The 21,368-nt window shown below is 42.3% G+C and carries 21 protein-coding genes and 2 tRNA genes; 14 read left to right on the top strand and 9 right to left on the bottom strand.

Features of this window, described 5'->3' with window-relative positions; genetic code table 11:
* Positions 1–3: 3 nt before the first annotated feature.
* Both NZ583_05125 and NZ583_05120 read right to left on the bottom strand, forming a co-directional pair.
* Positions 4–91: transfer RNA gene (locus NZ583_05125), tRNA-Ser, on the bottom strand.
* Positions 92–113: 22 nt separating this feature from the next.
* Positions 114–1,100, bottom strand: a complete 987-nt coding sequence (locus NZ583_05120; protein MCS7280993.1) for a ketoacyl-ACP synthase III — start codon at positions 1,098–1,100, stop codon at positions 114–116.
* An 89-nt stretch (positions 1,101–1,189) separates the two neighbouring features.
* On the opposite strand from NZ583_05120, the gene NZ583_05115 reads away from it, so the two are divergent.
* On the top strand, positions 1,190–2,176 hold the full coding sequence (locus tag NZ583_05115) for a flippase-like domain-containing protein (GenBank protein ID MCS7280992.1): 987 nt from the start codon (positions 1,190–1,192) through the stop codon (positions 2,174–2,176).
* Here NZ583_05115 and NZ583_05110 read toward each other — a convergent pair.
* Positions 2,169–2,861, bottom strand: a complete 693-nt coding sequence (locus tag NZ583_05110; protein MCS7280991.1) for a glycosyltransferase family 2 protein — start codon at positions 2,859–2,861, stop codon at positions 2,169–2,171. The two genes, NZ583_05115 and NZ583_05110, sit on opposite strands and share 8 nt — an antisense overlap.
* 78 nt (positions 2,862–2,939) lie before the next feature.
* On the opposite strand from NZ583_05110, the gene NZ583_05105 reads away from it, so the two are divergent.
* Complete coding sequence (locus tag NZ583_05105) at positions 2,940–3,887, top strand: AAA family ATPase (protein MCS7280990.1); 948 nt, start codon at positions 2,940–2,942, stop codon at positions 3,885–3,887.
* Between the two features lie 5 nt (positions 3,888–3,892).
* A complete protein-coding gene (locus NZ583_05100) occupies positions 3,893–4,516 on the top strand; it encodes a response regulator (GenBank protein MCS7280989.1) in 624 nt (207 codons plus the stop codon).
* Between the two features lie 7 nt (positions 4,517–4,523).
* Here NZ583_05100 and NZ583_05095 read toward each other — a convergent pair whose 3' ends face one another.
* Positions 4,524–6,662: a glycoside hydrolase family 57 protein gene (locus NZ583_05095; protein ID MCS7280988.1), complete on the bottom strand. Its 2,139-nt coding sequence runs from the start codon at positions 6,660–6,662 to the stop codon at positions 4,524–4,526.
* On the bottom strand, positions 6,663–7,151 hold the full coding sequence (locus NZ583_05090; protein MCS7280987.1) for a metallophosphoesterase: 489 nt from the start codon (positions 7,149–7,151) through the stop codon (positions 6,663–6,665).
* A 111-nt stretch (positions 7,152–7,262) separates the two neighbouring features.
* On the opposite strand from NZ583_05090, the gene NZ583_05085 reads away from it, so the two are divergent.
* Complete coding sequence (locus NZ583_05085; GenBank protein ID MCS7280986.1) at positions 7,263–8,093, top strand: hypothetical protein; 831 nt, start codon at positions 7,263–7,265, stop codon at positions 8,091–8,093.
* Here the strand turns inward: NZ583_05085 and NZ583_05080 are convergent.
* The 3 genes from NZ583_05080 to NZ583_05070 all read right to left on the bottom strand — a co-directional run bounded on the left by NZ583_05080 (position 8,071) and on the right by NZ583_05070 (position 10,527).
* Entirely contained in the window at positions 8,071–9,321 is a 1,251-nt protein-coding gene (locus tag NZ583_05080; GenBank protein ID MCS7280985.1) for a M48 family metalloprotease, read from the bottom strand. The two genes, NZ583_05085 and NZ583_05080, sit on opposite strands and share 23 nt — an antisense overlap.
* 74 nt (positions 9,322–9,395) lie before the next feature.
* A complete protein-coding gene (locus NZ583_05075; GenBank protein ID MCS7280984.1) occupies positions 9,396–10,316 on the bottom strand; it encodes a serine hydrolase in 921 nt (306 codons plus the stop codon).
* 137 nt (positions 10,317–10,453) lie between these two features.
* Positions 10,454–10,527: transfer RNA gene (locus NZ583_05070), tRNA-His, on the bottom strand.
* 136 nt (positions 10,528–10,663) lie between these two features.
* Between NZ583_05070 and NZ583_05065 the strand changes: the two genes are divergently transcribed.
* A complete protein-coding gene (locus NZ583_05065) occupies positions 10,664–11,371 on the top strand; it encodes a protein-L-isoaspartate(D-aspartate) O-methyltransferase (GenBank protein MCS7280983.1) in 708 nt (235 codons plus the stop codon).
* A 4-nt stretch (positions 11,372–11,375) separates the two neighbouring features.
* On the opposite strand, the gene NZ583_05060 is transcribed toward NZ583_05065, so the two are convergent.
* The gene (locus tag NZ583_05060) at positions 11,376–12,761 is read right to left on the bottom strand and encodes a radical SAM protein (GenBank protein ID MCS7280982.1); all 1,386 of its coding nucleotides are present in this window, start codon (positions 12,759–12,761) and stop codon (positions 11,376–11,378) included.
* Between the two features lie 113 nt (positions 12,762–12,874).
* On the opposite strand from NZ583_05060, the gene NZ583_05055 reads away from it, so the two are divergent.
* From NZ583_05055 to sucC, 9 genes are all read left to right on the top strand, one after another.
* Complete coding sequence (locus NZ583_05055) at positions 12,875–13,861, top strand: NlpC/P60 family protein (protein MCS7280981.1); 987 nt, start codon at positions 12,875–12,877, stop codon at positions 13,859–13,861.
* Positions 13,815–14,867 carry a hypothetical protein gene (locus tag NZ583_05050; protein MCS7280980.1) on the top strand — a complete coding sequence of 351 codons (1,053 nt, stop codon included), beginning with the start codon at positions 13,815–13,817 and terminating at the stop codon, positions 14,865–14,867. The genes NZ583_05055 and NZ583_05050 overlap by 47 nt, the downstream gene beginning before the upstream one ends.
* 68 nt (positions 14,868–14,935) lie before the next feature.
* Positions 14,936–17,029, top strand: coding sequence for an elongation factor G (fusA, locus tag NZ583_05045; protein MCS7280979.1), 2,094 nt, complete (start codon positions 14,936–14,938; stop codon positions 17,027–17,029).
* A complete protein-coding gene (dtd, locus tag NZ583_05040) occupies positions 17,026–17,478 on the top strand; it encodes a D-aminoacyl-tRNA deacylase (protein MCS7280978.1) in 453 nt (150 codons plus the stop codon). Before fusA ends, dtd begins: the two co-directional genes overlap by 4 nt.
* Positions 17,475–17,717, top strand: a complete 243-nt coding sequence (locus tag NZ583_05035; GenBank protein ID MCS7280977.1) for a 4Fe-4S binding protein — start codon at positions 17,475–17,477, stop codon at positions 17,715–17,717. The genes dtd and NZ583_05035 overlap by 4 nt, the downstream gene beginning before the upstream one ends.
* Positions 17,668–18,813 carry a 2-oxoacid:acceptor oxidoreductase subunit alpha gene (locus NZ583_05030; GenBank protein MCS7280976.1) on the top strand — a complete coding sequence of 382 codons (1,146 nt, stop codon included), beginning with the start codon at positions 17,668–17,670 and terminating at the stop codon, positions 18,811–18,813. Before NZ583_05035 ends, NZ583_05030 begins: the two co-directional genes overlap by 50 nt.
* Positions 18,813–19,655, top strand: a complete 843-nt coding sequence (locus NZ583_05025) for a 2-oxoacid:ferredoxin oxidoreductase subunit beta (protein MCS7280975.1) — start codon at positions 18,813–18,815, stop codon at positions 19,653–19,655. The genes NZ583_05030 and NZ583_05025 overlap by 1 nt, the downstream gene beginning before the upstream one ends.
* The gene (locus NZ583_05020; protein MCS7280974.1) at positions 19,652–20,230 is read left to right on the top strand and encodes a 2-oxoacid:acceptor oxidoreductase family protein; all 579 of its coding nucleotides are present in this window, start codon (positions 19,652–19,654) and stop codon (positions 20,228–20,230) included. The genes NZ583_05025 and NZ583_05020 overlap by 4 nt, the downstream gene beginning before the upstream one ends.
* Complete coding sequence (sucC, locus tag NZ583_05015) at positions 20,217–21,368, top strand: ADP-forming succinate--CoA ligase subunit beta (GenBank protein MCS7280973.1); 1,152 nt, start codon at positions 20,217–20,219, stop codon at positions 21,366–21,368. The genes NZ583_05020 and sucC overlap by 14 nt, the downstream gene beginning before the upstream one ends.

The following is a 21,368-nucleotide window of genomic DNA, read 5'->3' as shown; positions in this document are numbered from 1 at the left end:
AATCGGAGGGGGTAGGATTCGAACCCACGAGGCGCCCAATGCGCCTAACGGTTTTCAAGACCGCCGCTTTCGACCACTCAGCCACCCCTCCTTTTTTCAATTATAACCACAATTTACCATCTTATCAACGAGCTTCCCCACGTAAGTCCGCCACCGAAGGCGGTAAGAAGGACCAAATCTCCTTTTTTTATCGTTCCGTCACGGACCGCTTCGTCGAGGGCAATAGGAACTGTTGCCGATGATATGTTGCCGTATTTTTCGATCGTCACATAGACCTTCTCCATGGGAAAATTGAGTTTTTTAGCCATTCCCTGGATTATTCTTAGATTTGCTTGATGGGGTATTATGAGGGAAATATCCTCCAATCTCACGTTATTGGCCCTCACAGCCTCCTCACAGGCTTCAGCGAACCTGTTAACAGCGACTCTAAACGATTTGTTTGCCTCTATCATCTTGAGGTAATGGAGACCTTTATCTACGCTTTCGTGGCTTATTGGAGTGGTTTTTGAGCCACCTCCAGGCATAAGGAGAGTATCTCCGTTTTCTCCGTCCGTATGGATATGGGTAGATAAAATCTCAGCTCCTTCTTCGGACTCCGTCACAACAGCCGCACCAGCACCGTCCCCCCAGAGGATACAACTCTCCCTCTCGTTCCAGTTCACAACCCTGCTCATTATCTCTCCGGCGACGACGAGAGCTGTTTTATTTGTCCCTGCTCTTATGAGGTTTACAGCCACATGGAGGGCAAAGATGAACCCGCTACATGCGGCCGTAATGTCGAAAGATACTGCATTTTTGCACCTGAGCTTAGCCTCAAGCCAATTCGCTCCAGCGGGGCAGTGGGTATCAGGAGTAATAGTTGCAAGAATGATTAGATCTACATCATCAGGTTTGATTTTTGCCATCTCCATTGCCCTTTCGCATGCAATTTTGCACAGGTCGGAAGTTGCTACATTACTTTCGGCTATCCTCCTTTCTTTGATTCCGGTTCGGGTGTAGATCCACTCATCGGTTGTGTCGAGAATTTTCTCCAAATCGTGGTTGGAAAGAATCTTTTCAGGTACGTAAGAACCCGTTCCGACAATCGATATCTTCTTCATTGCACAGCTCCAGGCGTTAATTTAAGATAACATTAAAGGCAGACTTGTCAAGCAAAACCTAAGAACATGTGTTATACTTAGCGCCAGAGGTGAAGATTCAAAAGGAAAAGTGGATAAAGATATCAGGTATAGGGCTGAGTTTAGCACTCCTTTATCTAGCAATTCGTGGTGTAAAGCCAGAACTAGTTCTCGAGACCTTACGGAGACTAGATATAAAAATGCTTTTTATTCCCGTTTTTTTTGTCTTAATTGCCTCTTTTCTCAGCGCAGCCAAATGGTCAAAGATAGTAGGGTATGGTGTTTCTGTGAAAGAGACCTTTGTTTCACTTATTATAGGACTCTTTATAAACAACGTTCTTCCTGCAAGGATCGGAGAGATAGTAAGAGCGTATGTCCTCGCAAAAAAGAGGGCCATACCCTTTTCTTATTCCTTTTCCACGGTTATCATTGACAGGTTTTTCGACCTTGTAGGGCTTTTACTTTTGGTATTCGTTTTTTTTCCTAGAACCGGTCTTCCCCTTTGGATTTCAAAGTTGCTTGTGGGTTTTGTTGGATTTATGGTTTTGGGTGTCATAATCCTCATCTCTGCAGGTAAGGATACGGTCTTTTCTTACATAATCGAAAAAATCACGAAAAAGGGTAAGAAGTGCTCAGGAAAGATTGTAAGCAGAATTAGAGAGATCCACAAAAACGTAAGAAGAATAAACTCTCCAGTTTCACTCGCTTACATATCATTCATTTCCTTTTTTCAGTGGCTTTGTATGAGCTTTAGCCTTTATATGGTAATCAAATCTTTTGGGATCTCCATAAATCCATTCTACGTACCCTTTGTCTGCGCCTTTTTAAACATAGGAATAACCCTTCCCTCTTCACCTGGGTACGTGGGGTTATATCAGTTTCTCCTTGTTTACCTTCTTTCAATTTTTGACGTACCAAAACACGAAGGATTTTCAGTGTCTATCATCTATCATGCCACATGGTATTTCCCTTACACCTTCCTTGGGGCCATATTTTTTGTATCAGAACACCTAGGATTTAAGGAACTCTATTCGTTGAAAGATGATAAGGCTACCTAAAAAGGTTGTACTTAAGTATGGCAAATATGGCTTTTATTCCGTCAATCCAAGTGATCTTTTTACCTTCTTCGTAAGTCCTACCGTAATAGGATATGGGCACCTCATATATCCTACATCTTTTCTTTGCCACCTTTGCTGTTATTTCGGGCTCAAAACAGAAGTCGTTAGATTCGATGTTTATGTCCTTTATAATCTCTCGCCGAAAGACCTTGAATCCTGTTTCCATGTCCGTAAGGTTAAGATCAGTAAACATATTCGATAAAAGGGTAATAAGTTTATTCCCCACGTAGTGCCAGAAATACAAAACCCTGTGGGGGCCACCGAGAAATCTCGATCCATAAACAACGTCGGCCTTTCCTTCCAGAATAGGAGAAAGAAGGTTCGGGTACTCAATTGGGTCATACTCAAAATCTGCATCCTGAATGAGGATTATTTCACCGGTCGCCACTTCTAGACCTGATCTTATGGCAGCCCCTTTTCCCATGTTTTTTTTGTGAAAAATGATCTTGATGTTGGGGATCTTTTTGAGTTCCAAACTATTTTCAAGTATCTCTTTTGTACCGTCAGTGGATCCGTCATCTACTACTATTATCTCTTTTTCATAGGGAGACCCATGGACCTTTTTTACGATCTCAATAATTGTTTTTGCCTCGTTGTACACAGGGATTATCACAGAAAGGAGCATTCTTAATTTTATCTGGAAAAATGGGAAGATTCAAACAATTCGTTGAAAAGTGACGTAGGGCTGAAGTAATGTTATTGAGTGGATTTTCACACTAGAGTCGCGTTTGGTCCAATAAGAAACCCGTTCTTTTGTGAGACTGAAGAAGATATATTTTACGAAACGGGATTTTCCAAAGAGGCTTTAGAGCACCTCTTCTTCTTTCTGAACCTGAGAGAGGGGATTGCCCTCCTTATAGGAGAAGATGGAGCAGGAAAGACCACAGTTTTGAAAAAGTTCGCGGATCGGGTAGCAGATAAATATCTCCCGATTTTTCTTGACGGAAAACACAAAGAGAAAAAAGAACTGGTCAATGAGATATTTGAAAGATTCATAAATAGGCCAGTCACTTCAACTCGAATGGATTTTAAAGAGGTTTTGGCGGATATTGTATCGATCAGTTTAAAGATCAGTAAAGAGCTCGTCTTGATAGTAGACGACGCCCATTTTCTAAGTAAGGAAACTCTTAAATTCCTCCTTTGTCTTTCCGGGCTCGAGTTTGGTCCTTATAGACTTTTTCACATTATTCTTGCGGGAAATTGGCTTCTTCTAGAAAGACTCAAAAAGAAAGGTATGGCGGAAATAGTAAAAAGGATAAGCGTCATACACTTTATGCGCCCTATGCTCTATTCTGAGGCAAAATTCTACATAAATCACAGGCTAAATATGGCTCTTTCTCTTACCTTGACTATAAAAGAAAAAGCTTTGGAGATGATCTTTTCTGAATCGAAAGGAAATCTTTACAAGTTCAATAAGACTCTGAGTGAGGCGTATTGTCTTGCTAAATACCGGAGATCCGAAATTATCGACGAAAAGATAGCAAATCTTGCACTTGAAAGTGGAAGAACCGATTCAAAAGGTACACTAAAGACTCTGCGGGTGTTGTTTTTTGTTATCCTTTACAGTTTTCTTTTTTTGGTTTTGATTTTTGGAGAAGAATCTTTCCTCCGACTCTTGATTTCTGGCTTCTTCAATCTTTTTGGGAGGTAGACTTGATGAAAAGACTACTTCTCGTGGACAAAGATGAGACTTTGAAAGAGTCTTTCAGACTTATCCTTCCTAGAGAGGAGTACGACATACTCTATGCAAAAACAGGAAAAGAAGGCATGGAGCTCGCGTTCAAAGAAAGACCATCCGTATTTATTGTGAACCTGAACCTTCCTGATATGAGGGGAAAGGATTTATTAAAGAACCTTAAAGAAAAAGGGATAAAAGGAAGTTTTTACGTGTTAAAGGAAGAGTCAGAAGACTTGGACCTGAAAGAGGAGGGAATAGATGGGATTATTGAAAAACCGATAAATTATCTTTACGTCATCGACCTCCTTTTGCGAGGCGTAGAAGAATCCGAACTTTTGAGGGAGAAGAGAAGGGCAAAGACCGAGGAAGTGTTTCGGGAATTTGAAAAGGAGGAACTGGAAAAAGAGCTTTTAGACTTGAAAAAAGATTTAGAAATGGTAGTTTACGAGACAGTGAATGAGGCAAAAAGCAGGCTTTTGGCAAAACTTGAACCTCTCGTAAAAAACCACATCGAAACTTACGTCGAAAAAAAGCTCCCGGAGATTGCAGAGAAGGTCTTAAAGAAAAAAATAGAAAAAATGATAGCTCTGCTAAAGAAATGAGAAACTTTCAGACATACCACATTTCAGCCTCAAATTTTTCGTCAGGTACTCTTGCCCGGATATACCCCTTCTTCGGGATCCTGTCACAGGTTAGATTTTTCAACTTCAACGTACACCAAAAAAGTACGCGATCCACACTTCCCAATGCCTCTTTTGGAATCTCGACTTCAAGACAATCACTAAAAGCAGCTTTTGCAGGGAAAGGGGCTTCGATTCTTTCCTCTTGGGTGTGATATAAAATCGTAATAGTCTCCTTTCCGATAAGGGAGACTTCAAACACCATATCGCTTTCTTCCTGAAGAAACTTTCTATCCACATCTACCCTGATAAAGAACGATTTATCATTGAAACCAAAATAAAGCTTTCTCATCAAATGGGATGGCTCATGCATGGCAACCCCCTTCGCCCAAGACTCGAAGTATCCCGATCCGAGCCATTCAAAATAGTTGGTAACCTGACCGTCTATTTTTGGATAGATAAAAGCTGTCGGTTCGTATTTAGGCCTTATTTCTCTTTCTTCGGTGATTATCGGGATACTGAGCTCATTGGGGGGCTCGACACCCAAAAATCTGTACACGTTGGAAAGATTCTCCCTAAATAGGAAATCGAATACCTCATCATTCTCCGAGGAGTGTTCATCGCCAAACCACCAATTCCAGTCGCTCCCCTGAGAAATGTACATCGATTCCCAGGCCAAAGTATTTCGCCTTTCTCTGTCTTGAGATTCTAGAAAATCTCTGGTTTTAGAGAGCAGTTCCCAGGCCAGATTGTCCTCCGGGTGGCCAATCCAGATCTTAAAGTTGCTATCAATCCATGATCCAGGATATATGTTGTTTAAGGTCTCATAGTCTGAAAAATTGTCGAGGTATGAGGATACGGTGCTTGAGACTAGATATTTTTCTTTTGAAATTGCTTCGTAAAGAAACATTAGGAAATCCCTTCCGTCGTTCTTGTAAAACTCCCATGCGTTCTCTCCATCCATAGCGATAAGAACGCACGGGTTTCTGACTTTACCTTCCACACAGTCTCTTATTTTTCTCAGTCTTCTTAAGAAATCGGATACGGCCTCTTTTGGATCGAGCTTAGCGTAATGAAAGGATATGAGATCTGAAAGAACCTTGTCTCTAAAAAGGAGGATTAAGCGTTTCTCCTCACTTTCGAAAAGATACGGCCTGTAAAGAAGATCGGAATAGACTTCTTTTCCTAAAGCGCTTCTAGTTAAATCCATACGTAAAGTCTTAAATAGGATACCTTCATCTGTTGCTAGCCACTCTATACCCTCCTCACTGTATAAAAGACAGGCATCGTAACTTACCGAACCTTCGGGAGGCCACATACCCCTTGGATAAAATCCGAAGACTTCAAAAAAAAGCTCTTTTGCTTTGACAATTTGGGCTTTCGCATCTTCTCTGTGAGAGAAACCCTTTTTTGGGAAAGAAATGTCCGGAGACGAATCTTTCGCTATGGACGTATCTATCAGAAGTGGAATTATTGGATGGTAGAAGGGACTAGTTGTAAGCTCTATCTTTCCATCATCGTTTAATCTTTTGTATGTGGGAAGTATCCTTTTTATTATTTCTTTTTGAGCTTCCTCAATTATGGTTTTATCTTCTTCGGAGAAGAATTTACCCTTGGCCTTTAAGTACCTTAGGTTTCCGTTCTCCTCAAAGAAGTACGGGTCTATCCAGGAAAGGAAAAAAAGGACCTGTAAGTCTCTGAGCTCTTCTTCTGTAAATCCTTCTGCGATCCGAAAAAGGTCACCTTCCCGGTAATAGAATCCTCTCTTTTTTAAAAGTTCGAAATAACGGCTAAATGGTCTAATCATGTTATCCCAATTGGAGTTAAAGAAGTTCTTGAGAATGAAAACTTTTTCTTCCAATCTTAAGGCAGCCGCCGGTTTTTTAAAAAGGGAGAAGTGGATGTCCTCGGCCGTGCCATTTGCATAATCCATAATTTGAACGATAAGCGAGGGAACAAGGTTGAAGTTTTGCCTAATAGTGTCAAAGGGTTGGGCTATAAGAAGCATATCCAGGTAATCCTTTGTTCCGTGGAGGAGGACCCACGGTAATAAATACTGGTTGGTGCGAAGATTTTTGTAGAATGGCTGATGCATGTGCCAGAGAAAGAGAACGTAGAGAGGTTCCATTTAAAGTCCGGTCACTGGAATGTGATCAAACTCTATTTTTTTTCCTTCCACTCTTAAGATGCCTACCGTTGGAGGTGGGCTATAAGGTTTTTTGAAGGATCCTGGGTTGAAAAGGTGAACTTCTCCTATTTTTGAAACTTTTGGGACATGGGAATGCCCGAAGACTATCACATCGACATTATCGAACTCTTTCAAGACAACATGTTCAATTCCGAAAGGTGCACCTTGTCCATGTATGAGTCCGAACTTTAAACCCTCAATTTCGAATGAGAGTTTATCTGGAAGGAGGGAGCGCAATTGGAAGTCGTCCATGTTTCCTCTCACGGCTTTGAGGTTGTATATTTTCAGAAACTCGTACACTTCTATCGAAGTCATATCGCCTGCGTGTAAGATCATGTCCATCTGGCCAAAAGTTCTTTCAATAAAGCTTTTGAATTCATCAGTAGGGTACCTAAGATGGGTATCAGAGATCACTCCAATTAAAACCATAGCTTAACTTTACTTAGAAGTGGCCTTTCTGTCAACCCAACATCATTTGGAAGCTATGGGCGAGAATTTTGCAACTGATCGATTTTTCGGTAAACTATCTCTCAAAATCATATGGAATTTGATGAAGTTCTTTTGATCCACTTGGGAGGTCTCGGTGATGTCTGTCTTTCTGAATCGCTCTTTTTGTCCTTGAGTCTGGAGTTTCAAAATAAGCTAGTGGCCTTGGGTGTTAAAAGATATCTTTCCCTTTTTTCCCAATACTTTGTGCGGGTAGAAAACATTGAGTCGCTAAGGTGGCTTTTCCTTTTTTCCCAAGAAGAAAGAGACCTTGCGTGGAAACGAATAGTCTTTATCGGTAAAGACAGAGAAGGCAGGCTAAGAGAAAAATGGGAGCGTTATTCTAAGGATCCGCTGATCTTTGTGGATATGTATCCTCAACGAGAAAAGATCCATGTTGAGGAATATCAGTTAAGACAGATCGAAACTTACGGACTTAGAGCAAAAAAGAAAAAGATCGAACCAAATGTAAAGCCACTGGTGATTCTCTATCCGGAAAGATGGTCCGAGAAGAAAAGTTGGAAAATCGAGAATTTCTTAGAGCTCGAAAAGAAACTCAAAGAAAAAGGGGTTAAAACGATAAGGCTTGGACAGATTGAGGCTAAAACAGATGATCCGGATGCGCTCTACATAGAGGACCTTCAGGAATTAAAAAAATTCTTCGAGTCAAACGGTGGGGTCTTTGTCTCCAATGATTCGGGAATTGCTCATCTTGCTGGTGTGTGCGGACTTGCTACTTTTACGATCTTTTCAGCTTCCGACCCCGACATATGGCATCCAAGGGGAAAAAACATAAGCTTTAGCCTAAAAGCAGAAAGATTGTCTTCTGAAATGCTAGAAAAAGCGATCTTAGATGTAATCTCTACCTTTTGCTTAAACCACTGAGGAGGCTTAGCAACTCCTGCGCCTCCGAGGAGTTCACACCGTACTTAGAAATTGCCTTTTTTAGGTAAGTTTTTGCTTCATCTTCCCTTCCAATCCCTAGGTAGTATCTTCCGAGATATTCGAAACCTTTTGCCTCGTTTCCAGATCTTCCATAGTTCATACCGAGTCTAAAATAAATTTCGGGAAATGAATCAGCAAAAAAAAGTAGCTCACTGTAAAGCCTATTTGCCTCTTTTAACTTTCCGGACTCCTCTATAGCACGAGCAAGAAGGTATTTTCCGTAAGGTGACTCTTCGCCTTTTAGGACTTGAGCAGCTTCTTCGTAATTTCGAATCCGCAAGAGGATTTCTCCTAGAAAAATCTTTTTAAAACGGGAGTTGATAGACTCAATTATCTTTAAAGCGTCCTCTCTCTTTCCCAAAATGCTCTTAATCAGAGAGGCACCGTAAGCGGCTAGCACGTCACTTCCATTCTCCTGGTACTTTCGCAGGTAATGAGCTAAAAGCTCAGTCTTTGAGGGATAATTTAAAATTTTCGTTCTTACGGATATAAATTTGAAAAGATCATCCTTTCTCTCCCTTTTCTCATCTCTTCTACAGAAAGGCTCTAGTTTTGACATTCTCTCTTCATGGTGGGGGTGGGTAAGAAGGTATTGGGGAAGTCCAGGATCCTTACCTTTAAGGCGAAGTCTTTTTAAGAATTCCACAATCCCTAAACACCCAAAACCTGCCTTTTCAAGTATTGTGGCCGCAACAAAATCTGCCTCTAATTCATCTTCCCTAGAGTACATAAGTGATACTGACTGCAAAGTTCCCATTCCAGATGCTATGATCGCCTCTTTGGTCTTTGGCTCACCAACGAGTAAGGCCAAAAGGACTGTAGCCAGTCTGCCTATATTTATGTATTTTTCCTTTTCAAACCTTTTTGCAATATGTCTTCTCTGGATATGGGCGAGTTCGTGTGCTAAAACACCGGCAAGTTCTTCCTCCGTCTCGCAGAATTCCAAAAGGCCAGTTGTTATGTACAGATACCCGCCGATTGTAGCGAATGCCTCAACGCTTCTCGACTCTATCACTGTTAATTTGACAGGGAGAGGAGGATCTGCCACCTCTTCCAATTTCCGTTTAAGTTCTTCTACGTAGAAAGCTACAAAGAAATCAGAATTTATTTTTACGCTCTTTAAGATTTCTCTATGGAGTTCTCTGCCGTATTTTTTCTCTTCTTCCAAAGTCAAAGGATAGACCTTTTGGGATATAAAAAGAAACAAAGATACAAAGGTAAAAAAAATGCAAACTAAAAACTTCATTTCCTTTGCTTCCTTTTGGGCTTTGCAGATTTGAGCTTTATACGATCCTTCATCGCAGAATGTTTCTTCGGCTTATAGGATGCGAGAACTACGTCTTTTGCCTTCGCCTTTTCAATCTCTTCCTTTCCTGGAACAGAATCGTAAAGATTTGAAAGAATTAATGTTGCATCACCCCAAAGATCCTCACTTGCAAGAATGGAGAGAATGTAGATCTTTCCATCCTTTTCAAATGCTCCTACGTAACTGTGCCTTGAGGCCTTCGTGTAGCCGGTTTTCCCCCCTATGGCGGGCTCGAAGCAGAAAAGGAAGCGGTTACGGTTTTGGAATCTTACGAGATTCCGACCATCCTGAAAATCGAAAAATTTGGCCGAAACGATCCTTCTGAAAGGTTCCAAATCCAAGGCATATCTGAATATAAGGACAAGATCGCGGCACGTTGTGTACTGTTCCGGGTCGTAGAGGCCTGATGCGTTTTTGAAATTGGTCTTTAATGCACCGAGTCTTCGCGCCGTAGCATTCATAATTTCGGTAAACCTTTCTTCAGTTTTTGACACGTGGCAAGCGATGGCGTAGGCTGCATCGTTTGCTGATTTTACGAGCATGCCTTTTATAAGGTCTATAGCTCTGTATTTCTTTTTAGGTTTTAACCCCATCTTTGAAGGGGGTATGGATAGAACCTCTTTTGGAGCCACAATCCACTCGTTGGGAGACAGCCTTTCTAAAGCAACAATCGATGTGACCACTTTCGTTGTACTCGCGGGCGGAAACTCTTTATCAAAGTTTTTGCCGTCTATTATCTCTAATGAGTCTTTTTCAACTAGAAGGTAGGCTTGGGCAGTAATGAAGTCGTAATGTCCAAAAGAGGAAGAGGAAACGAAAAAAAAAGTAAAAAAGAAACGGACAAGAACCGATTTCACCAATCAATCCATACAACTTTTGCCCTCTCTTGTCAAGGCAAGGAAAAGTATTAACTTATGTCGAAAGCTGACTTTAGCTGCACAAGGCTAAAAATCTTCGATATTTGCGCGATTTAAAAGAGATCTCGAAGGTTCAGGGTGGGTGAGGGGCTTCGAACCCCCAGCCCTCAGGGCCACAGCCTGATGCTCTATCCAATTGAGCTACACCCACCGTTGCCCTCTTATGTAACACACCTCATCAAGTGGAGTCAAACAGACTGAAAGTAAAAGTTTCAACGTGAAGTTCCTTTTTGACTTCGGAATGGAACTTCCTCGATTATGCAACGATTTTGTGCTAAATTTGAACTATGATCCTTTTAATCTTCGCTATCTTCATAATTATTCCGAACGAGTCCTTTCCAAAGGCAGACCATGACATATTCGAAAGAAAAAGGATAGAGATGGTTGAAAAGCAGATAAAGGCAAGGGGGATAAAGGACGAAAAAGTAATAAATGCGATGCTTAAAGTCAAAAGGCATCTCTTCGTTGAAAATAAATACGTTGATAAAGCGTACGGAGATCACCCATTGCCGATTGGGGAAGGCCAGACAATATCCCAACCGTACGTTGTGGCCCTTATGACGGAAGCTTTAGAACTTAAAGGAGATGAAAAAGTTTTGGAGATTGGAACCGGATCAGGCTACCAGGCTGCAATTCTAGCCGAGATAGTCAAGGAGGTTTACACGATCGAGATCCGAAAGAGGCTTTGCGAGACCGCAAAAGAAAGATTGAAAAGTCTGGGTTATAAAAATGTTTTTGTTAAACATGGAGATGGCTATTTTGGCTGGCCCGAATATGCTCCTTTTGACGCAATAATGATTACCGCATCTGCCAACCACATACCCCCACCCTTACTCTCCCAGCTAAAGGAAGGGGGAAGATTGATCATTCCGTTGGGAAGTACAGTTTTTTACCAGAACCTGACTCTTGTCATAAAAGAAAAGAAAGGTTTGAGAGTTAGAGAGCTTCAGCAAGTGGTATTTGTTCCGATGGCAGGAAAAGCCAAGAAAAGGTAAAAATTTAGCCCCCTCCGACATTTGCGCAGCTTGCCTGCTTTTTCAGGTACTCCTCTTCCCATATTTTGTCTGCAAATACTCTATAGGCTTCGGCGTACTCATCCATCTCCTTGCTTTTTACGGTATAAATCTCCTCTGCGCCGGGGTGGGTAAAGTAAGGTTTGACCTCCTCTATTATTTCCCTCATGATTTTCGGGTTGTCTATGATCATGCATGGTCTCAGATGGTTAGAACAGTGGGGCTGCCTCTTCCTTATTGCTTGGAACAAGGGACTGTTTAGGGCCTTTTTAAGAGTTGTATTCATTATGTTGTCGTATGCGATATGTGTATAAACACACGGTTCCACATCTCCTTTTGCGTTCACGTGGAAGTAACGTCTACCTCCTGCGATACATCCTTCTACATGGGGACCATCATTCCAAAAATCCAAAAAGAACATGGGCTTAGTATGCCTGAAATAAGCTACATTTTTCCTTAAGAGATTCCTCTGCTCTGGCGTAACCATTAAGGAAAAGTCTGCCCTCCCATTTACGGGGACGTACAAAAAGTAGTTCTGAAGGAAAGAACCGCACTCTATCATGAAATCCACAAATTCTTCTGAAGCCACGACTTCTGCATTCTGACTTGTAACCGTAGCGGATGACCCAATAAGGACCCTCGCTTCCCTAAGATATTCGAAAGCGGACATAATCTTTTTAAATACACCTTTTCCCCTCCATCTGTCCGTCTCTTCCTCGTAACCTTCAATGCTTATTACCACCATCACATTACCCAGCTCGGCAAATCGCTTGGCTATCTCTCTGGTCATGAGTGTTCCGTTTGTATAAACCTGGAAAAAGATTGTGGGATGTTCTTCTATCATTCGCAAAAGGTGTGGATATGTGAGAGGTTCTCCTCCAAGGATGGTTATGAAATGAATAGCCAGTTCTTCGCATTCCTTTAAAACTCTACTTACAACTTCGTATGAAAGTTCCGGCTTTGTTCCGTAGCCCAATGTATAGCATCCCTTACATCTTAGGTTGCAATTGAGGGTGGGGGAAAGGATCATTACAAAGGGAGGTCTGTAGCCGTACTCCTTTTGAAACTGGGTTCTCTTCTTGTTTCCCAAAAACCATGCCCTAAGGAAGAGAGTTTCGAAAATTATCCTTCTATTTCTCTCCGGCAGATAGTCGAAGACTCTTCTAAAGAGCTTTCTTGCAGCATGGTCAGGGTTTTGCAAGTAGTGCCTTATTCCTCTAATGCCCGCAAGTATCTCCTTATCGTTAGTTAATTTCTCAGCTAGGTAGGTAAGACGTATGAAATTTTCATCGGAAATGGTACCGAGTAGGTCGACTATTGTTGAAGCTATCTTTTTCGTTGCAAAATCTTCAAGCTCTCTTATGACATCCATCCCCCCACCTCCTTTTTTAGATGCGCAAAAAACTAAGTCCTAAACTTCTCAGTACCAACCTCTCGTAATTAACTATTTACACCATTTTGTAAATAATTCAAGAAAAAATTAGGTTGGATGAGGGATCTGCAAAAATAGTGTGCTATAATTTGAACGTGGAACCTAGATATTACGTATGTGTTCCCTTTACTGACCTTTTACGAAGACCCTCCGAGCCAAAAATCCAGAATTACTTTGACAGAAAAAGGTTAACACAGCTCCTTTACAATGAAGAAGTTCGCATAATCCGAAATGAAGGAGAATGGTGTTTCGTTGAGGCGCCGGAACAGCTATCGTTCCGTCAAAGAAGGAGATGGGCTCCGTATAGGGGCTGGGTAAAGATGAACGCTTTGAGGAAAACTTGTGGGGTGAATCGTGTAAACGCCGTAGTGATATCGAGTTTTACTTCTGTGAAGGGAAAGACAGGACCCTTCTACATCCCCTTTGGAAGTCGCATTTTTGTGAGATATATGACCGATGGTAGCTTGTTTTTTTTGGAGGAAGAAGGTGAAGGATATCTGGAACCAAGTAAAATCAGTCTGCTAAATTGCGAAATACGAAATGAACGGAAAGCTAAAGACCCTGTAACTTTGGCTCTTACGTTTGTGGGATGCAAATATCTCTGGGGAGGGAGAAGCCCTTCTTTTTTACCGACTGAGAAGAGTATAGGCCTTACCGGAGTCGACTGTTCTGGACTTGTGAATCTCGTATTTAGGGGAGTTGGAATTGACATCCCCAGAGATGCCCATGAGCAGTTTATGAAAGCAAAAAAGATAAAGGGATCGGAACTGGAAAAGGGGGATCTCATATTCGTTTCATCGAAGGAAAGAGGTAAAATCGATCACGTAATGATCTACTGCGGGGATGGTTTCATCGTTGAGGCATCAGGCAAAGAAGGAAAAGTTCGGTATTTATCTGTAAAAGACGGATTACCTGTCGATCCAAAAAAAGTGGATAATAAACTTTTTCACTTCAAGGACACGACTTTTTATTTTGGACGATTCGTGAAAGAAAATGAGAATAAAGGCGATCGAGACAAAAAGACAGAAGATACCTCTTAAACTCACATTTAAGACCGCATCTGGTGCATCTCGAGCCGCAGAAAGTCTCATTGTGAGAGTCATCCTTGAAGACGGACATGAAGGGGTAGGGGAGTCACCGACATCGATTGTCTATAAGTCAGAATCTATAGAAAGAATAGAAGGCTTTATAAAAACCGTAATTCCCAATTTAGTGGGCAATGAGATCGAAGATTACCCGGTTCTAATTGAGGAGCTCAAAAAAAGGAAGGATAAGAGTATATTTGCACTTTCAGGTCTAGAAGTTGCTCTTTTTCGGGCATACCTCGCCTTAATAGGTGTTTCCGAATTTTCCTACTGGGGAGGTAAGCGAAGGGTACTCGAGACAGATATTACTATTCCCAATATTGAGATCAACCTTTCGAAAAACTGGGCTTCATTTTTCGCAAAAAAAGGGTTTCGCTCTTTTAAGATAAAGCTAAAAGGTGATCCTACAGAGGATCTCCGTTTTTTGGAAGGGATATCGAAAACTCTAAAGAGGATTTTAAAAGACAAGCACTCAATAAGGCTGGACATGAATGGAAGTTACAGTCTTAAAAATTTTTACAGTTTTTCAGAGAGCCTAAAAAAACTTGAAATTTCGATTGAGTTCATAGAACAGCCTTTACCAAAAGAAGATTATCGCGGTTTGAAAGAGCTTATAAAGAGGTCAGATTTCGAAATCATCCTAGATGAATCTGTGTTGTCAGTGGAGGATTTAGATAGGATCGGGCTTATTGGATTCAAAGGTGGTATCAACATAAAGATTCCAAAAAGTGGAATTTCAGAGTCGAAAAAGATTTATGACCTTGCAAAAGCTCAAAATTTAAAACTCATGATCGGGTGCATGATGGAGAGCATAATCGGTCTTAAAGCGGGGATTTTCTTTGCTATGGGAAAGGGAGAGTTAGATTACATCGACCTAGATGCAGTACATTTTTTAAAATGGAAGAAGTTCCCACCCCTTCTTTCGAGTTCTGGACCTTTCTATGTCTATTCCGGCTCTTGATTTTTGCGGAAACCACAGGTAAAATTCACCGTAATTTTCTTCCATCTTAGTTTTTGAAAGGAGTCGGCATGAAAAGGTATGAACCTGAGCTGATAAGGAATGTGGGACTTTTTGCCCATGGTGGAGACGGAAAGACATCCATAGCCGAGGCAATGCTCTTTTTGGCCGGTGAAAACACGAGACTAGGCAGTGTGGATGAAGGAACGTCAATAATGGATTATGAACCGGAGGAAATTACAAGGAAGATTACCATCTCTTCCTCTTTGGCATTCTTTGACTGGAAGAAACATAAAGTGAATTTGATCGATACGCCCGGAGACGATAACTTTATCTGGGACGCCAAACTGTGTATGAGAGTTGTTGACTCCGCTGTAATAGTTGTCAGTGGAATCGATGGGGTTAAGGTTCAGACAGAAAAGGTCTGGAACTTTGCTCGAGAAAACTCAAACCCGGTATGTGTCTTCGTCAACAAACTAGATAGAGAGAGGGCAGATTTTTATAGAACTTTAGAGAATCTAAAGGCCAGTTTTGAAGACGCTAATTTTTTAGCAGTTCAGATTCCCATAGGGAGAGAGGAAAGCTTTAAGGGGATAGTAAGCCTTCTCGATGCCAAAGCGTATATCTACTCCAATGACTTCCAGGGAAACTTTGAAGAAAAAGAGATACCGGAAGAATTGAGAGGAACTTACGAGGATTTTAAGGAAAAGCTTATGGAAGCGATTGTAGAAATCGATGACGCAACGATGGAGAAATACCTAAACGGTGAGGAGATAGAACCATCAAAGATTGAAGAGTGCTTAAGGAAGGGAATTTGGGAAACGAGGATAATCCCCGTCCTTTGTGGGTCTGGATTAAAAAATATCGGTATCGTGCACCTTCTTGACTTTATAATCAAATTCATGCCCCCTCCTACCTTCAGAAAGGAAGTCTTGGGCTACGATTTAAAGACAGGAGAAAAGGTGAAACGGAAGATCTCATTGGATGAACCCTTTAGCGCATATGTATTCAAAACGATAAGCGATCCTTTCGCCGGAAGGCTAAATCTTTTTAAGGTCTACTCTGGAGAACTATACCCTGACACAAGTGTGCTTAACTCCACAAAGGACGAGAAAGAAAAGATAGGGCAAATATTTTCGCTTGTAGGAAAGAAACAGAAACCCATACCCTCCGCAACAACGGGAGACATCGGGGTTGTGGCCAAGCTGAAAAATGTGAGCACAGGGGACACACTCTGTGATGAGAAATCTCCAATAAGATACGATACAGTGAAAGTGCCACCGGCCCTCATCTCATTTTCGTTGAGGCCCAAGACAAAGGGGGATGAGGATAAGCTTAATGCATCACTTGGAAAACTTATGGACGAAGACCTAACCATAAGATACGCAAGGGACGAACAGACAAAGGAGTTCATCCTTTCTGGGATGGGACAGGTTCACATAGAGGTCATAGTTGAACGGCTCAAAAGAAAGTTTGGGGTTGAAGTTGAGCTCAAAGAACCTAAGGTTCCATACAAAGAGACTATCAAAGGGACTGCTAAGGCGCAGGGAAAATACAAAAGGCAGTCTGGGGGAAGAGGACAATACGGGGATACATGGCTTGAGATCTCTCCTCTTCCGAGGGGAGAAGGTTTCGTATTTGAGGATAAGATAGTTGGTGGCGTTATTCCAAAACAGTACATTCCTGCAGTGGAAAAGGGTGTCTTGGAGGCGATGCAGCAAGGGATTTTGGCGGGTTACCCAGTAACAGACGTGAAAGTCACCCTTTACGATGGATCCTATCACGAAGTTGACTCATCGGAGATGGCGTTTAAAATAGCTGCTTCTATAGGATTTAAAAAATGCATGGAGATGGCTAATCCTGTCCTTCTTGAGCCGATTATGAAGATGGAGATAATAGTACCCGAAGAAAACTTGGGCGATGTTATGGGAGACCTAAACTCAAGAAGGGGAAAGATCTTAGGTGTTGAGGGAAAGGGGAGTAACCAGATAATCAGGGCCTATGTGCCGATGGCAGAGATCCTAAAGTACGCTCCGGATCTCCGGTCGATGACAGGTGGAAGAGGGACATTCACTATGGAATTCTCGCATTATGAAGAAGTTCCTCCCCACATTGCGCAAAAAATAATCGAGCAGGCGAAAAAAGAGAAAGAACAGGAAAAATGAAAGCCATAGTTCAGAGGGTCAAAGAGGCTCGCGTGGAAGTAAATGGAAAGCCGAAAGGGAGTATAGGGAAAGGTCTTCTTGTCTTTCTTGGCGTGGGAAGGGATGATACCGAAGAGGACTCCGAGTGGATGGCAGAAAAAATAGTAAATCTTCGTATCTTTGAGAAGGAGGAAGGGAGGCTAGACTATTCGCTCCTCGATGTGGATGGGGAACTTTTAGTTGTTTCCCAGTTCACACTTTACGGTGACTGTTCCAAAGGAAGAAGACCGTCTTTCACTGAAGCTATGGATAAAGAAAAGGCGGAAGAACTGTTTAACGATTTCGTAGAGAGGGTAAAAAGGAGGGTTAAAAAGGTAGAGACAGGAGTTTTTAGAGCCCACATGGATGTCTACCTTGTAAACGAGGGTCCTGTAACCTTGATCGTCGATTCTAAAAGGTCAAAATCGTGACAAAAATCGACATATATAGGGCCTGGTGTAAATGCTGTGGTATCTGTGTAGCTTTTTGTCCCAAAGGGGTTCTCGCAAAAGATGAACTAGGATATCCTTTCGTTGAAAAGCCCGACGAATGCATAAGATGTAGGTGGTGTGAACTTAGGTGTCCTGACTTTGCAATAACCGTTCTTGAAGGACAAGAAGATTTTGAAAAAAAAGAACAGACGCAACGAAATTCTCTTACAGGGAAATGAGGCTATAGCGGAAGGGGCAATAAGGGCCGGTTGCAGATTCTTTGCCGGTTACCCTATAACTCCTGCCACTGAAATAGCCGAGGTTCTCTCCGTTAGGCTTCCGCAGGTTGGCGGCACGTTTATTCAAATGGAGGACGAGATTGCAAGTATTGCGGCAGTTATAGGTGCCTCCCTTTGCGGAGTCAAAGCGATGACTGCAACAAGCGGTCCCGGGTTTTCCCTTATGCAGGAAAATATTGGGTTTGCAATAATGGCGGAAATTCCATGTGTGATCGTCAATTGCATGAGGGCAGGACCGAGCACCGGGCTTCCTACATCTCCAGCTCAGGGCGATGTCATGCAGGCAAGGTGGGGCACCCATGGCGACCATCCAATTATAGTACTCTGCCCATCTACTGTTAAAGAATGCTATAGACTCACCATCACCGCGTTTAATTTTTCTGAGCGGTATAGAATCCCTGTTATTTTGCTTGTTGACGAAGTTGTGGCTCACATGAGGGAGAATATTTGCCTGGATGATGAAAAAATAGAAATCGTAAACCGTGTTAAGCCTTCTGTCCCTCCTGAGTGGTACATTCCATATGAGGATACCCCAAGCGGGGTACCTCCTATGGCAAACTTCGGAGAAGGTTATCGCTACCACGTAACTGGGCTCACCCACGATGTAAGAGGTTTCCCGACGAATCGGCCAGAAGAGGTCGATCCGTTCATAAGGAGGCTTTTTAGAAAGATAAGCCAGAACTTTAATGATGTGCAGATCGGGGAGAGTTTCTTAACCGAAGATGCGGACCTTACAATAGTAGCTTACGGATGCGTTGCAAGATCTGCCAAGAGAGCCTGTGTTGAAGCAAGAGAAAGGGGGATGAAGGTTGGTCTTTTAAAACTCAACACCTTGTGGCCTTTTATGAGAACGGAGGTTGAAAAGGTGCTCAGTAGATCAAAGATCGTTCTTGTTCCGGAGATGAACATGGGTCAGATATCTAGAGAGGTAAAAAGGGTAAACAGGGGGACATCGAAGATCTTTACAATAAACAAAGTGGATGGAACCCCAATCACCCCGGATGAGATTCTCTTAAAAATAAAGGAGATATACTGATGGAAGGAGTAACAAAGCTCATCCACCAGTATTTAAGGCACGACAAAAAGTTTCCCCATGTTTGGTGTCCGGGATGCGGGATAGGGATATTTCTTGGATCACTCATAAGGGCAATTCATGAATGTAAGTTTAAAAAGGATGAGATAGTTCTTGTCTCTGGAATAGGTTGTACGGGAAGATTGCCAGTCTACGTCGACTTTAACACCCTTCACACGACCCATGGAAGAGCACTCGCGTTTGCGACAGGTATAAAGCTTGCCAAACCTAGCCTTAAAGTTATTGTGATCATGGGCGATGGGGATGCGATGGCTATAGGTGGAAACCATTTCATCCACGCTGCGCGAAGAAACGTTGATCTAAAAGCTATAGTGGTGAATAATAGCATTTACGGAATGACAGGTGGACAGCATTCTCCAACGACTCCTTATGGTGCAAGAACAACGACCTCACAGTTCTTCCATATTGAGAGACCGTTTCAGGTGGCTGAGCTTGCAGTTGTAAGTGGGGCCGCCTTCGTTGCAAGGTCAACAGTTTACCACGTAAGGCTTTTGGACGAAGTTTTAAAACTGGCCTTTCTAAAAAAAGGGTTTTCAGTTGTAGAAGTGATTTCTCACTGCCATACTCATTACGGAAAGATAAACAAGATCGGATCTGCTGTGGATATGCTCCTTTGGCAAAAAGAGCATGCAGTGCAAGTCGATAGGGCAAGGGAAATGAAAGAAGAGGATTTGGAGGGCAAGTTTTTAATAGGTGTTCTTGTGGACAGGGACTTTCCGGTCTTTGAAGAAGAATACGAAAAGATAAGAAAGAAGGCAAAAGAGTTGGCGCAAGTTCCACTATGAGGTACGACATAAGGATCAGTGGGTCGGGAGGCCAAGGAATAGTACTTCTAGGTATCATAATTGCGGAGGCTGCAATTCTCGAAGGACTAAACGTGGCCCAGACTCAAAGTTACGGGCCCGAGGCGCGAGGGGGTTCGAGTAAATCGGAGATTGTGATAAGCGACGAAGAGATAGACTATCCAAAAGCCCAGAGACTGGACTGTCTCCTTGCGATGAGCCAAAAGTCCTGCGATGACTACTACATGGACTTGAAGCCAGAGGGTATCCTAATAGTTGATTCCACTTTTGTCAAACAGGTGGCAGTTCAAAAAGCATACAGGATCCCATTTACTCAGTTAGCGAAAGAAAAGCTCAAAAAAGACTTTGTGGCAAACATAGTCGCTCTTGGCGCTTTTTCTGTCCTTACGGAGTTTGTAAAACCGAGCTCTTTAAAAGAAGCATTATCACGACGAGTTCCAAAGGGAACTGAAAAGTTGAACTTAGAGGCCTTCCAGATTGGAGTGAGGGAGGGAAGAAAAGCAAAGAAGGCACTAAAGCCTCTCATTGTAAGTGAGAGAATCGATGAGGATACATGAATACCAGGCAAAAAAGATCTTTGAAGCTTATTCTATTTTCTGTCCCCAAGGGTTCGTAGTCGAAAAAAGCAATGATTTAGAACTTGCAGCCTCCGTTTTGGGTTTTCCCATTGTGGTCAAAGCGCAGATACATGTAGGTGGAAGAGGAAAGGGAGGTGGCATAAGGATCGCAAATACCATGGAAGAGCTCAAAACCGCATTCGATGAACTCTTTGGAAAAAGACTTGTGACCGAGCAATCGGAAAAAGAAGGAAAAATCGTCTCTAAACTTCTTTTTGAAAGATTCGAAAATATCACGAGGGAACTTTACATTGCAATCGTTCTAGACCGAGAAAAGGAGAGCCCAAGGCTTATTGCGGGCAAAAGAGGAGGGATAGAGGTAGAAGAGATGGTAAAAAAGGACCCGGACCTCATAGCAAGCGAAGTAATCGATGTGAGATACGGACTTATGCCGTACCAGGCGAGAAAACTTTTCTTCTTTTTAGAGCTTGATCCGTCTTTGCTCGAGCCTTTTACTGAGCTTTGTCAAAACATGTATAAAATATTCGTTGAGAAAGAGTGCACTCTCTGTGAGATAAATCCTCTTGCCATCAATGATACCGGAAAATTTGTGGCACTAGATGCTAAAGTTATTTTGGATGATAACGCCCTATTTCGACATCCCGATTTGTCAGAATTGTTCGACCCAACCCAAGAAGACTCAAAGGAGGTTGAGGCTAGAAGATTCGGTCTTAACTATGTGAAACTTAAAGGGAATGTGGGATGTGTTGCGAATGGAGCCGGCCTAGCCATGGCAACTATGGATCTTGTACGCCTCTCAGGGAAAGAACCGGCCAACTTTTTGGATGTTGGGGGTGGAGCAACGAGGGAGATGATTCGTGAAGGTCTAAGAATAGTGCATTCCGACCCGGACGTCAAAGTCATTTTCATAAACATTTTCGGTGGAATCCTAAGGTGTGACACCTTTGCAATGGGGTTTAGGGATGCTTCTGAGATAATTGAGAAGCCTGTGATAATGAGGCTTGAAGGTACAAATGTGGAAGATGGAATGAAGATTTTGAAGGATTTAAAGATTCCCCTAATAATTGTCAATGACCTAAAAGAAGCTTTAGAAAGGTTAAAAAGCCTAGATATCTAA

This window comes from Thermodesulfobacteriota bacterium, from assembly GCA_025062045.1.
Classification (GTDB): domain Bacteria; phylum Desulfobacterota; class Syntrophorhabdia; order Syntrophorhabdales; family JANXAF01; genus JANXAF01.
The sequence above is the reverse complement of the archived record's forward strand: the minus strand, read 5'-3'. Positions and strand labels throughout refer to the sequence as shown.

Coding starts and splice junctions, on each gene's coding strand:
- NZ583_05120 (MCS7280993.1), bottom strand. CDS start 1,100: ATGAAGAAGATATCGATTGTCGGAACGGGTTCTTACGTACCTGAAAAG.
- NZ583_05110 (MCS7280991.1), bottom strand. CDS start 2,861: ATGCTCCTTTCTGTGATAATCCCTGTGTACAACGAGGCAAAAACAATT.
- NZ583_05100 (MCS7280989.1), top strand. CDS start 3,893: ATGAAAAGACTACTTCTCGTGGACAAAGATGAGACTTTGAAAGAGTCT.
- NZ583_05095 (MCS7280988.1), bottom strand. CDS start 6,662: ATGGAACCTCTCTACGTTCTCTTTCTCTGGCACATGCATCAGCCATTC.
- NZ583_05090 (MCS7280987.1), bottom strand. CDS start 7,151: ATGGTTTTAATTGGAGTGATCTCTGATACCCATCTTAGGTACCCTACT.
- NZ583_05085 (MCS7280986.1), top strand. CDS start 7,263: ATGGAATTTGATGAAGTTCTTTTGATCCACTTGGGAGGTCTCGGTGAT.
- NZ583_05065 (MCS7280983.1), top strand. CDS start 10,664: ATGATCCTTTTAATCTTCGCTATCTTCATAATTATTCCGAACGAGTCC.
- NZ583_05060 (MCS7280982.1), bottom strand. CDS start 12,761: ATGGATGTCATAAGAGAGCTTGAAGATTTTGCAACGAAAAAGATAGCT.
- NZ583_05050 (MCS7280980.1), top strand. CDS start 13,815: ATGAGAATAAAGGCGATCGAGACAAAAAGACAGAAGATACCTCTTAAA.
- fusA (MCS7280979.1), top strand. CDS start 14,936: ATGAAAAGGTATGAACCTGAGCTGATAAGGAATGTGGGACTTTTTGCC.
- dtd (MCS7280978.1), top strand. CDS start 17,026: ATGAAAGCCATAGTTCAGAGGGTCAAAGAGGCTCGCGTGGAAGTAAAT.
- NZ583_05025 (MCS7280975.1), top strand. CDS start 18,813: ATGGAAGGAGTAACAAAGCTCATCCACCAGTATTTAAGGCACGACAAA.
- NZ583_05020 (MCS7280974.1), top strand. CDS start 19,652: ATGAGGTACGACATAAGGATCAGTGGGTCGGGAGGCCAAGGAATAGTA.
- sucC (MCS7280973.1), top strand. CDS start 20,217: ATGAGGATACATGAATACCAGGCAAAAAAGATCTTTGAAGCTTATTCT.